Source organism: Streptomyces winkii, from assembly GCF_032248595.1.
In the GTDB taxonomy this organism is placed as follows: Bacteria; Actinomycetota; Actinomycetes; order Streptomycetales; family Streptomycetaceae; genus Streptomyces; species Streptomyces winkii.
This window is the reverse complement of record NZ_JASTTH010000001.1, coordinates 183,451-196,325: the sequence shown is the minus strand read 5'-3', so window position 1 is coordinate 196,325 and position 12,875 is coordinate 183,451. Positions and strand designations below refer to the sequence as shown.

Sequence of the window (12,875 nt, the reverse complement as noted above, 5' to 3'; positions counted from 1 at the left end):
GAACGGTTCTGGACGGTCTGGTTGATCTGGACGGTCAGGCGCCGAGGGCGGGGAGAACCACGGCGTCTGTGTACGAGATGAGGAAGTCCTGGGTGGGCGGCTGTTCGTCGATCAGGGTCCTGGCCGCGAACGCGCCGATGAGCATGTGCAGGACGTACTCCGTCGCGGGGTTGTCCGCGCGGATCTCGCCCCGCTCGACGGCGCGCCCCAGCATCCTGCGCAGCTCTTCCAGCTCGGGTTCGATGAGCAACTCGCGGAAGGCCTGGAGGAGATCGGGGTTCGCGTGCACCGCCATGGCCAGACCCCGCATGAGCGCGGAGTCCTGCTCCAGCTGGCAGTCGCTCTGGCGCATGGCCAGCTCGTGGAAGTCGCCGCGCAGCGAGCCGGTGTCGACGTCGGCGAGCCGTAGCGGCTTCTCGTGGCGGAGCGCCCTGACGACCAGCTCGGCCTTGCCGCCCCACTGGCGGTAGAGGGTGGCCTTGCTGGAGCGGGTGCGTGCGGCGACGGCGTCCATGGTGAGGGCGTCGTAGCCGACCTGCCGGAGCAGGTCGAGCACTGCCGCGTACAGCTCGGACTCACGCTCGGGCGTGATCCGGCTGCGGCGCGCCGCCGCGGCTTCGGCCATGCTCGCTCCCCTTTCCCGAACGAAACTGTTTCGTACAGCAGCAGGCTAACCGTCCGCCCCGCGGAACGAAACCGTTTCGTACGTGAGGTGCTTCACGTAGGGCACGTACGAGCAAGGGGCGTACGTACGAGCCGTACGTACGGGCAAGGCGCGCGCCTGCGGGCAGGACCCGGCGGGCCGGCTACCGGCGGCCGGCCATGCGCTCCAGGCGGGCCACGCGCCGGCTCATCGGCGGGTGCGTGGAGAAGAGCCGGGCCATGCCCTCGCCGCGACGGAACGGGTTGGCGATCATCAGATGGCTCGCCGTCTCCAGCCTCGGCTCGGGCGGGAGCGGCAACTGGCGGGTGCCGGCGTCGAGTTTGCGCAGAGCGGAGGCGAGGGCGAGCGGGTCGCCGGTGAGCTGGGCGCCGGAGGTGTCCGCCTCGTACTCCCGCGAGCGTGAGACCGCGAGCTGGATCACGACGGCCGCGAGCGGCCCCAGGATCATGACCATCAGCATCCCGAAGAGGCCCGGGCCCTCGTCGTCGTCGCTGCGCCCGAAGGGGATCAGCCAGGCGAAGTTGACGAGGAACATCACCACGGAGGCGAGGGCTCCGGCGACGGACGAGATGAGGATGTCGCGGTTGTAGACGTGGCTCAGCTCGTGGCCGATGACGCCGCGCAGCTCACGCTCGTCGAGGAGGCGGAGGATTCCGTCGGTGCAACAGACGGCCGCGTTGCGGGGGTTGCGGCCGGTGGCGAAGGCGTTGGGCGCCTGGGTGGGCGAGATGTACAGCCGCGGCATCGGCTGCCGGGCCGCCGTGGAGAGCTCGCGGACCATCCGGTACAGCTCGGGGGCCTCGAACTCGCTGACGGGGCGCGCGCGCATCGCGCTCAGGGCGATCCTGTCGCTGCGCCAGTACGCGTAGCCGTTCGTGCCCAGAGCGACGAGCAGTGCGATGACGAGGCCCGTACGGCCGAAGAAGCTGCCGATGACGATGATGAGTGCCGACAGGCCCCCGAGGAGCAGGGCTGTCCTCAGCCCGTTGTGCCGGTGCACAGTACGCCCTCCAGTGGTGCAGCAGGGGAACCCTGAGCCGCGTGGTCGTGCCACGGTTCGGTGGAACCTCTCCGCCCTGGTCAACGCCGGGAGCCGGACAACAGTTCCCTGCCAGGCACGACGTGCCCCGTACGGCCGCATGCGGGTCCGGAAGCGAGCACGGGGCCCCGTCCGGAGCCCCGGCGCGGGGCCCGGACTCGGCGGACCGCTACCGCAGGCCCCCGGCGGTGAAAATGAGCACGAGATCCGGGTCGAGGGAGAGGGCGATGCCGACGGCCGCGGTGAGCGCGATCCCGGCAGACAGCGGAGTGGCCATGCGCGCGCCGCCCGGCTCCCCCACGCCCTGCGGACGGCCGGCCCCGGCGGCGGACTCGGGGACGGCCGGGCGGAAGACGAGCGCGGTCCAGCGGAGGTAGTAGAAGAGGGCGATCACGACGTTCACCGCCATGATCACGGCGAGCCAGCCCAGGCCGTTGCCGACCGCGGCGGAGAAGATCGCCACCTTCGCGAAGAGCCCGATGACTCCCGGCGGCAGTCCCGCGAGGCAGAGCAGGAAGAAGGCGAGGGCCAGGGCGGCGAGGGGGTGGGCCGCGTACAGGCCGCGGTAGTCGCCCAGTCTGTTGGCGCCGCCCGCACGTCCTATGTGTGCGACGACGGCGAAGGCACCGAGGTTCACCGCCCCGTACATCAGGAGGTAGGCGACTGTCGCGCCGACGGTCGACAGGGCCGGGCCGGAAGGCTCCGTACCGCCCACGTCCGGCGCCGCGGCGGCGAGGGGCACCAGCAGATACCCCGCCTGTCCGACGGAGGACCAGGCGAGCAGGCGCACGGCGCCGTGCGCGCGGTCGATGCGCTGGCGCAGCGCCGCGGCGTTCCCTGCCGTCATCGTGACGGCGGCGAGCACGGCCAGGGCCGGGCCCCACAGCTCCGCGCGGGAGGAGAACGCCTCGACGACGAGGAGGATGAGCCCGGAGATCCCGGCGGTCTTGCCGACGACGGACAGGAACGCGGCCACCGGCACCGGCGCGCCCACGTATGTGTCCGGCACCCAGAAGTGGAAGGGGACGACCGACGCCTTGAAGGCGAAGCCGACGAGCGTGAGGGCGATGCCCGCGCCGGCCAGGGTCTCCAGCTGCGGATCGGCGCGCGTGAGGCCCTCGCTGATCCCCTGGAAGTAGAGGGTGCCGGTGACGGCGTAGAGGAAGCTCGCCCCGAGGAGGGTCACGGCGGTGGCGGTCACGGAGGAGAGGAAGAACTTCAGGGCGGCCTCCGCCGATCCGCGGCTTCCGCGCCGCAGCCCGACGAGCGCGAAGGCCGGCAGCGAGGCGGTCTCCAGCGCGATGACGAGGGTGACGAGGTCGCGGGAGGCCGGGATGAGCGCGGCGCCGGCGGTGGCGGACAGCAGCAGGAACCAGTACTCGCCGGCGGGCAGCCGCAGGTCGCGCACAGTAGGCATCGACAGCAGGGCGGTGACGAACGCCGCGCCCAGCACCAGGAATTGGAGCACGAGCGCGAGGGTGTCGGCGGAGTAGCTGCACGCCTGGGAGCCGTCGGGGAGGCAGAACGTGCTGAGGTCCCTCGTACGGAGGAAGAGCAGGGGCAGCGCGGCCAGCAGCAGCGACACGGCGGAGACCGGGCCGAGGAGCCGCTTGCCGCGCTCGGGGAGGAAGAGGTCGGCGACGAGGACGGCGAGGCCCGCCACGGCGGCGACGGTCGGCGGGGAGATCGCCAGCCAGTCGACGGACTGCACGGCGGAGTCCGCGAGTCGGGCCGATTCGGCGAGCGGTCCCGAGTGCGCGAGCTGCGCGGGTGCGGTGGCGTGCGCGGGGTGTACGGCTGCGGGGTGTACGGCCTGGGCCGCGCCCCGCATGGCCTCCGCTGCCTGCACGGCCCCGTAAGTGAGGACGGTCATCGGGTCACTCCTGGAAGGAGGTTCTGCACGGCGGGGTCTGTGAGCCCGAGGAGGAGCGCGGGCCACAGTCCGGCGGCGACGGTGAGGGCGACGAGCGGCGTCCAGGCCGCGTACTCGTAACTGCGTACGTCGGGCAGGCGCACGGTCGCGGGTGCGGGGTGCTCTCCCGGGGCCGCGGGCTCCGGAGACGTGCCGGGCTCCGGGTCGCGCAGCTGCCAGCGCTCGTGGTGTTCGGGGGCGCCGCGTTCCTCCAGGGGGTCGCCCATGCAGACGCGGCGCACGACGACGAGCATGTACGCGGCGGTGAGCAGCGTGCCGAGACCGCCGACCGCCATGTACGTGATGAACGCGGGCCGGCTGAGCCCGTCGCCGGGGTCGAAGGCGCCGAGCAGCGCGAGCATCTCCCCCCAGAATCCCGCGAGTCCGGGCAGGCCGAGCGAGGCGACGGCGCCGAAGGCGATGAGGCCGCCGAAGCGCGGTGCGGTGCCGTACAGCGCACCGCCCGTCTCACCGGAAAGAGTGTCGAGGTCGGTGCTGCCCGCGCGCTCCTTGAGGGCACCGACGAGGAAGAAGAGCAGCCCGGTGATGAGGCCGTGCGCGACGTTCGCGAACAGGGCGCCGTTGACGCCCGTCGGTGTCATCGTCGCGATGCCGAGCAGCACGAATCCCATGTGCCCGACGGACGAGTACGCGATGAGCCGCTTGAGGTCGCCGTGCGCGCCGCGGCGCGCGAGTGCGAGGCAGGCGAGCGATCCGTAGACGATGCCGGTCACGGCGAGGGCGCCCAGATACGGGGCGAAGGCCCGCATCCCCTCGGGGGCGATGGGCAGCAGGATGCGTACGAATCCGTACGTGCCCATCTTCAGCAGCACGCCGGCCAGCAGCACGGAGCCGACGGTCGGCGCGGCCGTGTGCGCGTCGGGCAGCCAGCTGTGCAGCGGCCACATCGGGGTCTTGACGGCGAGACCGGCGCCGATGGCGAGCACGGCGACGATCTGGGTGGCGCCGCTGAGCGCGGGGTGGCTGTCGGTGGCGAGTGCCACCATGTCGAAGGTGCCGGTCTTGAAGCCGATGAGAAGGAGGCCGAGCAGCATCACGACGGAGCCGAGCAGCGTGTAGAGGATGAACTTCCAGGCGGCGGGGCCTCGTTCCGCTCCGCCCCAGCGGGCGATGAGGAAGTACATCGGGACGAGCACGGTCTCGAAGGCGAGGAAGAACAGGACCAGGTCGAGCGTGGCGAAGGTGGCCAGCGTTCCGGCCTCCAGGAGCAGGATCAGGGCGACGAAGCCCTGGGGGCGGCCGGCGCGGCGTGCGGGGGTGTCTCCAGCCTCCGTCCCGCTCGCGTCGTCTTCGGACGTGGCTCCCTCTTCGGACGGGTTCGCGGAGGCGTCCGGACTCGCCGCCGTGGCCTTGGCGTTGGCGCCGTAGCTGTAGAGGGCGCAGAGGAAGGTGAGCAGCGCGGTCAGCAGGAGCAGTGGCAACGAGACGCCGTCGACCCCGAGATGGAGGTGAATGCCGAGGGAGGGGATCCACTCGACGTCCGACTCGGCCTGCATGGTGCCGGGCCGGCCGGTGTCGAAGCCGAGGGCGAGGACGACGGATGCGGCGAGCACGGCTCCTGTGACGGTGACGCCGTGCCGCAGCACCGCCTGCTCCGGGTCGCGGCCCTTGAGCCCGGGCGGCGCGGGCAGCAGGGCGGCGGCGGAGCCCAGCAGGGGAAGGACGAGCACGGCGATGAGGAGCGCCTGCATGACGGTGTTGCTGAGGGAGATCACGGTCAGGCCCCTCCGGTTCCGGCGGCGACGAGGACGACGGCCACGGTGAGCAGCAGCGAACCCACGACGAGCGCGCCGAGGTAGGTCTGCGTATTGCCGGTCTGCGTGCGGCGTACGAGCGTGCCCAGCAGCCGGGGCCCCAGCGCCGCGCCCCGTACGTAGGTGTCGACGACTTCGCGGTCGATGAAGCGCACGAGGCGGGCGGCGGCGTGCGTCGGGCGTACGAACAGCGCCCGGTAGGCGGCGTCCAGCCGGAAGCCGTGCGCGGCGGTCTCGTGCAGGCGGCCGAGCAGCAGCCGTCCCGGGTCGGCCGGGTCGGGGGCGGAGGCGATGTCTCCGTAGGCGGGTTCGTGGGTGGCGATGGCCTCGGCCTCGGAGAGGGCGGGGTCGCCCTGCGGGTGGGCGGCCACGGCGCCCATGGGTGCGCGGGACGCCGCGAGGGCGGTGGTGTGCCGCCATGCGCCGTACGTCGCGACGACACCGACGAGGGCGACGCCCGTGGCGAGCACGGACGTCACGAGGGAGGGAGCGAGCGATCCGCTGTCGAACCATCCGGACAGCGGGCCGAAGGCGAGGCCGAGCGCGAGGGAGGGGACGGCCAGCACCCACAGCACGATGTTCATGACGGCGGGCTCACGCCCGTGTTCCTCGGCGGAGGCGCGGGGGCCCTCGCCGCGGAAGGCGAGGAGCCACAGGCGCGTGGCGTACGCCGCGGTCAGCAGTGCGCCGAGCATGCCCGCCACCAGCACGATCCAGCCCGCGGCCGGGGTCGGGCCGCCCGCGTGCGCCTCGCCGAACGCGGCGTGCTCCGCGGCCCCGAGGACCGCCTCCTTGGAGAAGAAGCCACTGAAGGGAGGGATCGCGGCGAGGGCGAGCAGCCCCACCGTCATCGTCCAGTACGCGTCCGGGGCGATCTTGGTGAGGCCGCCCATGCGGGCCATCGCGGCGAGCGAGTTCGTACCGGCGGCGTGGATGACGACGCCCGCGGCGAGGAAGAGCAACGCCTTGAACGCGCCGTGCGTAAGGAGGTGGAACACTGCGGCGCCACGGTCGGTGACGGCCAGCGCCCCTGCCATGTAGGCGAGTTGACCGATCGTCGAGTAGGCGAGCACCCGTTTGATGTCGTCCTGCGCGAGCGCGGAGAGCGCCGACCCGACGATGGTGACGGCGGCCGTCGCGGCCAGTACGACGAGCGCGGCGGTGGAGGCGGCGAAGACGGGAAGCAGCCGCGCGACCACGTACACACCGGCCGCGACCATCGTGGCCGCGTGGATCAGCGCCGACACGGGCGTCGGGCCGGCCATCGCGTCCGGCAGCCAGGTGTTCAGCGGGAACTGCGCGGACTTGCCCGCGATCCCGGCGAGCAGCAGCAGCGCGATGACGGTGGGGTGCGACAGCTCGAACTGGGCGAGCTGGGAGGTGAGTTTGCCGGTGATGCCGCTGATGCGGAAGGTCCCCGCCTCGGTGGCGAGCACCAGGATGCCGATGAGGAACGGCACGTCGCCGAGCTTGGTGACGAGGAACGCCTTGATCGACGCGGCCCGTGCGGCCTGCGTCTCCCAGTAGTGCCCGACGAGGAAGTAGGAGCAGATGCCCATGACCTCCCAGCCGACGAGCAGCACGATGAGGTCGTCCGCGTAGACGACGAGCAGCATCGCGGCGGTGAAGAGGGAGACGAAGGCGGCGTAGCTCGCGTAGCGCGGGTCGTCGCGCAGATAGCCCGTCGAGTAGAGCTGTACGCACGAGGCGACGACGCCGACGAGCACGGCGACCAGGACCGCGAACCCGTCGAGGTGGAGGGCGAGTTCGACGGGGAGGGCGGCGTCGCCCGTCGGAGTCAGCTCGGTCGCGGCCCTCAGGGGCTCGCCGCCGCCCTGGCGCACCGCGACGGTGACGGCGAACGCGGTGGACAGGAGAGTCGGCAGCACGGCCAGCGGCCGGGCGAAGCCGGGCGCGCGGCGGCCTGTGAGGAGCCCCGCGACCGCTCCGAGGAACGGCAGCAGCGGGACGAGGGCGGCCAGGGTCGTGGTGCTCACGCTGTCTGCCTCCCGCTGTCGGTGGTGGCCGTCGCACCGGCCCTGTCGCTCGGTCCGGTCCCGGTGCCGCCGGAGCCCGTATCGCTGTCGCCGCCGGTTCTCGGGGGCCCGCCGGCCGCGTCGTCGCCGTCCGTTCCCGGGCCGCCTTCGCGGAGGTCTCTGAGCCGGTCGATGTCGGAGCTGCCGCGGCTGCGGTACACGAGCAGCACGATGGCGAGGCCGATGCCGATCTCGGCGGCGGCGATGGCGATGGTGAAGAGCGCGAGCGCCTGGCCCGTGTGGAGCTCCTCGCGGAGCCAGACGTCGAACGCGACGAGGTTGAGATTGACGGCGTTGAGCATCAACTCGACCGACATCAGCATGAGGATGGCGTTGCGGCGGGCGAGGACGCCGTAGAGGCCGGTGGAGAAGAGGAGGGCTGCGAGCACGGCCGGGTACGCGAGATGCATCAGCGCTGCCCCTCCTGGTTCTCCTCCGGCGCGGTGTCGTTCCCCGGGCTCTTCGCCGGGCTCTTCCCCGGGTTCTGCTCCCGGGTCTGCTCCCGGGTCTTCTCCGGTGCGGCCCGCCGGGAGAGGACTATGGCACCGACGAGCGCCGCCAGCAGCAGTACGGACAGCGCTTCGAAGGGGAGCACCCAGCCGCGGAAGAGCGCCTCGCCCGTGACCCGGGTCGATCCCTTCGCGGCGGTGTCCAGTCCGATCCAGGTGGTGCGGAAGGCGTCGACGACGACAGTGACGAGCGTGGCCGCCGAGACGACGGCCACGCCGAGTGCGAGCGGGCGGTTGCCCGAATCCGCGTCGGGCGAGGGGCCTATCGGCGCCTTGGTGAGCATCAGCCCGAAGAGGAGGAGTACGACCACCGAGCCCACGTAGATCAGCACCTGCACCCAGGCGATGAACTCGGCCGTCAGCAGCAGATATTCGACGGCGACCCCGCCGAGCGCGGCCACCAGCCACAGGGCGGCGTGCACGAGTTGCTTGGTCGTGACGGTGATGAGCGCGGCCGCGAAGGTGGCCAGCCCGACGAGGACGAAGACGATCTCGACTCCGGTGGGCGAGAGGAAGCCGGGGTGGGCGCCGGCCGCGGCCAGGTTCACGAATCGTCCTCCTGACCGTCCTGCTCACGCTCCTGCGGGTCCTGCCGGTCCCGCCCGGGGGCCGGCGCTGCGGAGTCCGGCTCCGGCTCCGGCCCTGTCCCCGGCTCCGGCCCGGACTGCTGCTCCCGCTCGGACTCCGCCTGCTGTGCGGCGAGTTTGTCCGCGGTCTTGCGTGCGGCGCCGATCTCCTTGGGCTCCTCGGCCGCCGGATCGAGCGGCGGCGGCTCGGGCACCGTCCACATCCACTCCCGGAGCTTGTCGCGTTCGTGGGTGAGGTCGCGGATGTCGGTCTCGGCGTACTCGAACTCCGGTGACCAGAACAGCGCGTCGAACGGGCAGACGTCGATGCAGATGCCGCAGTACATGCACAGCGCGAAGTCGATCGCGAAGCGGTCGAGGACGTTGCGGCTGCGCTCGCGTCCGCCCGGGGCGGCGGCCGGCATCGTCTCCTTGTGGGAGTCGATGTAGATGCACCAGTCGGGGCACTCGCGGGCGCACAGCATGCACACCGTGCAGTTCTCCTCGAAGAGCCCGATCACGCCCCGGCTGCGCGGCGGCAGTTCGGGCTGTGCGTCGGGGTACTGCGCGGTGACCGAACGGCGCGTCATCGTACGGAGGGTGACGGCCAGGCCCTTGGCGAGTCCGGAGCCGGGCACGGGCATTACTGGATCACCACCTTGACGACGCCGGTGAGGGCGATCTGGAGAAGGGCGAGCGGGACGAGCACGGTCCACGCCACGCGCTGGATCTGGTCCTCACGCAGCCGCGGGTAGCTCACCCGCAGCCAGATGACGACGAATGCGAGCACGGCGGTCTTCAACAGCGTCCACACCCAGCCGAGTTCGCCGGAGGCCGGTCCGTGCCAGCCACCGAGGAAGAGCACGGCCGTCAGCGCGGAGAGCACGACGATGCCCGCGTACTCGGCGAGCAGGAAGAGCGCGAACCGCAGCCCGGTGTACTCGGTGTACGCGCCGAAGATGATCTCGGAGTCGGCGACCGGGGCGTCGAAGGGCGGACGCTGGAGCTCCGCGAGCCCGGCGGTGAAGAAGACCAGCCCTCCGATGATCTGCCACGGCAGCCACCACGGCTGCCAGGCGTCCAGGATGCCCGGCAGCGAGAGCGTGCCGGCGGCCATCGCGACGGAGGCGGCGGCGAGCAGCATCGGCAGCTCGTACGCGAGTAGTTGAGCCGCGGTACGGAGTCCGCCGAGGAGCGAGAACTTGTTGGCGGAGGCCCAGCCGCCCATGAGCGAGCCCAGAACGCCCACGCCCATCACGGCGAGTACGAAGAAGACGCCCGCGTCCACGACCTGGCCGACCGCGTCGCCCTCGCCGACCGGGATGGCGATCAGCACGACGAGGTACGGCAACAGCGCGATGGCCGGGGCGAGTTGGAAGACCCGGCGGTCGGCGCCGCTCGGCACGATGTCTTCCTTCTGCGCGAACTTCACGCCGTCGGCGACGAGTTGGGCCCAGCCATGGAAGCCGCCCGCGTACATCGGACCGACGCGGCCCTGCATGTGCGCCATCGCCTTGTGCTCGGCCTGCCCGACGACGAGCGGGAGAAGCAGGAACGCCAGCAGCACGGCGAGCAGCCGCCAGAGGACGTCGACCACATCCATCAGGCACCGCCCCCCGCGGGCGGGCCGCCCGAGCCGCCGGATTCGCCCCCGCCGGCGCCGGGTTCACGGGAGCCGCGGTCCGCGGCGCCGCCGCGGGGTTCACCGCGGCTGGCGCCAGGTTCACCCGAGTCGCCGGAATCACCGTTGCCGCCGCCGGAATCGCCGCCACCCGCGCCCGGCTGGTCACCGCGGGCCGCGGCGTCACCGCCGGAATCGCCGCCGCCCGCGCCGGGTTCGCCGCCGCGGTCCCCTCCGTCACCGCCCGACTCGCCCCCGCTGGCGCCCGGTTCACCGCCGGATGCCGGGCCGGATGCCTGCCACGGCGCGTCGGAGGGGCGGGGCCGGGGTCCCGACCCCGGCTCCGGGGTCTGGCCCTGGCCCTGTCCCTGCCCCTGCTCCTGCTCCTGCTCCTGTGTCTGCGACTGCTCCGCCTCACCGCGCTGGCTCGCCGAGCCCGCGCTCGCCGACCGCGCACGTCGGGCGGGACGCTCCCCCGTACCCGCACGGCCCGCCCGTCCGCGCGCGGGGCGCGACGGTACGGGCGGGAGCTGTCCCTTGAGCGGACCCCACTCGTTGGGGTCGGGGACGCCGGGCGGCAGCATCTGCCTGCGCCTGGGGGCGCCGTGGGCCGACTCGCCGGGCTCGACCGCGCCCGGCCACGCCTTGGCGACGCGCGCTGCGAGCACGAAGTCCTTGCGCAGCGGGTGTCCTTCGAATGCCTCGGGGAGCAAGAGCGGCGTCAGGCCCGGGTGTTCGGTGAAGACCACGCCGAACATCTCGTGCGTCTCGCGCTCGTGCCACGCCGCACCGGCGAAGACCGCCGTCGCGCTCCGCAGCACGGGCTCGTCGTGCGGCACCGTCGTACGGAGAAGCAGCCTCCGTACGGAGCCGACGTGCGGCCCCTCGGACGGCAACGAGACGACATGCGCGCACACCTGGAATCCGGTGCCCGGCTCGTCCACGGCGCTCAGCCAGTCGAAGAAGCCGCAGCCGAGCGCGTCACGGGCCTTCAGGAGCGCGGGAATCCACGATTCCGTGGGCACGTCGACGGTGAGCAGGCCGTACGCCTCCTCGGCGCGAGCGCCCTCGCCGAACAGCTCCTCGGCACCCTCGGGCAGCCAGCCCGCGGGCACGGTCGCGGACTCGGGCAGAGGCGCGGCCGTGGCCTCGGAGTCGGCCGCCGCGTCGCCCGCTTCAGGCTCGTCGGGCCCGGTCACGGGTCACCACCCTCCTCCGGCTCGGCCCCCGGATCCGGCTTTGGCACCGGCCCCGGCGCCGCGTCCGCCGAGGAACCTTCCGCGCTCTTCTCGTCCTCCGCTCCCGTCGCAGGCGGCGGGGAGACCAGGCCCTTCGTGAGCGCCGCGGGCGAAGTGCGGCGCCCCGCGCCTCCGCCCGGCTCCGGTGCGCCGCCACCGGGCCCGTACCGCTGTGCCGTCGACTCCCGCGCGATCTTCTCCTGAAGCTTCAGGACGCCTTGCAGCAGCGCTTCGGGACGCGGCGGGCAGCCCGGCACGTACACGTCGACGGGGATGATCTGGTCGACGCCCTTGGTCACGGAGTACGAATCCCAGTACGGGCCGCCGCAGTTGGAGCACGCGCCGAAGGAGATCACGTACTTCGGCTCCGGCATCTGCTCGTGCAGCCGCTTCACCGCGGGCGCCATCTTGTCGGTGACGGTGCCCGACACCACCATCAGGTCCGCCTGCCGGGGCCCGGGAGCGAAGGGGATCACCCCGAGCCGGATGAAGTCGTGCCGCGCCATCGACGCGGCGATGAACTCGATGGCGCAGCAGGCCAGTCCGAAGTTGAAGACCCAAAGGCTGTACCGGCGGCCCCAGTTGAGGATCACCTTCATCGGCTCGGGGGCGAGCCTGGCCAGTGGGCCGATCGTCCTCGCCGCGAGCCCGCCGGAGCCGCCGGCCCCGGCCCGGGCCGGATCGGGAAGGTCCGCCGGTCCCTTCCCCGGGTTCTGCGGGTTCTCCCCGTGATCCCTGTTCGTCACGTCCATTCCAGGACGCCCTTCTTCCATGCGTACAGCAGGCCGACGGTGAGGAATCCGAGGAAGACGAACATCTCCGTGAGCGTGATGCCGCCGAAGCCGGGCGCTGCGAATACGGTCGCCCACGGGAAGAGGAAGACCGAGTCGACGGCGAAGATCACATAGAGGAACGCGTAGACGTAGTAGCGGATCTGCGTGTGCGCCCAGCCCTCACCGACCGGGTCGACTCCGCATTCGTAGGTCAGGAACTTCTCCCGCGTCGGCACGACGGGACGCAGCAGCCGCCCCGCCCCGAAGGCCACGGCGACGAAGAGCACTCCGACCACCGCGACCAGCCCGACGACCGAATAGCCGTGGAAATAGTCCGGCACGTCTGCCCTTCCTCACTCGGTCACTGCTCGCTCGACGCTCGCTGTGCTGATGTGCCCGGCGCGGCGGCGCCTCTGTTCCGTCCGGCTGTTTCCCTCCGCGTCTTCCGTCCGCGTGCTCCTCCGCTTCCGTCCGCCGGACCACGAGGCCGCCCGCACCGTGCGCGACTCTCACCACGCCGTACGCGTTACGTGCGTCCAGCGCCTTGTACGCACGGGAGTCTAGGGCGTACGCGCAATCTTTCACCCGGCAGGACCTGGCAGCCGAACACATGCCGCATGTGCCCCTGTATGGGGCCGTTGTCGCCGGAAACCGCCCCTTGCCAGTGCGCGCGCGGCCGGAAGAGAATCGCACAACGCTTGACGGGGCCCGGCCAATTCCCTGATTTCCAGGACGATTTGGG

12 protein-coding genes are annotated in these 12,875 nt (G+C 72.1%); all 12 read right to left on the bottom strand.

What is annotated here, in order from left to right; genetic code table 11:
• Nucleotides 1-34: 34 nt before the first annotated feature.
• Nucleotides 35-625 carry a TetR/AcrR family transcriptional regulator gene (locus QQM67_RS00890; RefSeq protein ID WP_314171473.1) on the bottom strand — a complete coding sequence of 197 codons (591 nt, stop codon included), beginning with the start codon at nt 623-625 and terminating at the stop codon, nt 35-37.
• A 181-nt stretch (nt 626-806) separates the two neighbouring features.
• Entirely contained in the window at nt 807-1,664 is an 858-nt protein-coding gene (gene htpX / locus QQM67_RS00885; RefSeq protein WP_314171472.1) for a zinc metalloprotease HtpX, read from the bottom strand.
• A 208-nt stretch (nt 1,665-1,872) separates the two neighbouring features.
• Nucleotides 1,873-3,534 carry a proton-conducting transporter transmembrane domain-containing protein gene (locus QQM67_RS00880; RefSeq protein WP_399065198.1) on the bottom strand — a complete coding sequence of 554 codons (1,662 nt, stop codon included), beginning with the start codon at nt 3,532-3,534 and terminating at the stop codon, nt 1,873-1,875.
• A 38-nt stretch (nt 3,535-3,572) separates the two neighbouring features.
• Nucleotides 3,573-5,357 carry a complex I subunit 4 family protein gene (locus tag QQM67_RS00875; RefSeq protein WP_314172194.1) on the bottom strand — a complete coding sequence of 595 codons (1,785 nt, stop codon included), beginning with the start codon at nt 5,355-5,357 and terminating at the stop codon, nt 3,573-3,575.
• Complete coding sequence (locus QQM67_RS00870; protein WP_314171469.1) at nt 5,354-7,387, bottom strand: NADH-quinone oxidoreductase subunit 5 family protein; 2,034 nt, start codon at nt 7,385-7,387, stop codon at nt 5,354-5,356. Before QQM67_RS00870 ends, QQM67_RS00875 begins: the two co-directional genes overlap by 4 nt.
• Entirely contained in the window at nt 7,384-7,836 is a 453-nt protein-coding gene (gene nuoK / locus QQM67_RS00865; protein WP_314171467.1) for an NADH-quinone oxidoreductase subunit NuoK, read from the bottom strand. The genes QQM67_RS00870 and nuoK overlap by 4 nt, the downstream gene beginning before the upstream one ends.
• On the bottom strand, nt 7,836-8,483 hold the full coding sequence (locus tag QQM67_RS00860) for an NADH-quinone oxidoreductase subunit J family protein (protein WP_314171466.1): 648 nt from the start codon (nt 8,481-8,483) through the stop codon (nt 7,836-7,838). The genes nuoK and QQM67_RS00860 overlap by 1 nt, the downstream gene beginning before the upstream one ends.
• Entirely contained in the window at nt 8,480-9,145 is a 666-nt protein-coding gene (locus QQM67_RS00855) for a NuoI/complex I 23 kDa subunit family protein (protein ID WP_314171465.1), read from the bottom strand. The genes QQM67_RS00860 and QQM67_RS00855 overlap by 4 nt, the downstream gene beginning before the upstream one ends.
• Nucleotides 9,145-10,107, bottom strand: coding sequence for a complex I subunit 1/NuoH family protein (locus QQM67_RS00850; RefSeq protein ID WP_314172193.1), 963 nt, complete (start codon nt 10,105-10,107; stop codon nt 9,145-9,147). Before QQM67_RS00850 ends, QQM67_RS00855 begins: the two co-directional genes overlap by 1 nt.
• Nucleotides 10,104-11,321: an NADH-quinone oxidoreductase subunit C gene (locus QQM67_RS00845; RefSeq protein ID WP_399064742.1), complete on the bottom strand. Its 1,218-nt coding sequence runs from the start codon at nt 11,319-11,321 to the stop codon at nt 10,104-10,106. Before QQM67_RS00845 ends, QQM67_RS00850 begins: the two co-directional genes overlap by 4 nt.
• Complete coding sequence (locus QQM67_RS00840; RefSeq protein ID WP_314171464.1) at nt 11,318-12,112, bottom strand: NADH-quinone oxidoreductase subunit B; 795 nt, start codon at nt 12,110-12,112, stop codon at nt 11,318-11,320. The genes QQM67_RS00845 and QQM67_RS00840 overlap by 4 nt, the downstream gene beginning before the upstream one ends.
• Nucleotides 12,103-12,474, bottom strand: a complete 372-nt coding sequence (locus QQM67_RS00835) for an NADH-quinone oxidoreductase subunit A (protein ID WP_314171463.1) — start codon at nt 12,472-12,474, stop codon at nt 12,103-12,105. The genes QQM67_RS00840 and QQM67_RS00835 overlap by 10 nt, the downstream gene beginning before the upstream one ends.
• Nucleotides 12,475-12,875: the final 401 nt, after the last annotated feature.

Coding starts and splice junctions, on each gene's coding strand:
- QQM67_RS00890 (WP_314171473.1), bottom strand. CDS start 625: ATGGCCGAAGCCGCGGCGGCGCGCCGCAGCCGGATCACGCCCGAGCGT.
- QQM67_RS00880 (WP_399065198.1), bottom strand. CDS start 3,534: ATGCGGGGCGCGGCCCAGGCCGTACACCCCGCAGCCGTACACCCCGCG.
- nuoK (WP_314171467.1), bottom strand. CDS start 7,836: ATGCATCTCGCGTACCCGGCCGTGCTCGCAGCCCTCCTCTTCTCCACC.
- QQM67_RS00855 (WP_314171465.1), bottom strand. CDS start 9,145: ATGCCCGTGCCCGGCTCCGGACTCGCCAAGGGCCTGGCCGTCACCCTC.
- QQM67_RS00840 (WP_314171464.1), bottom strand. CDS start 12,112: ATGGACGTGACGAACAGGGATCACGGGGAGAACCCGCAGAACCCGGGG.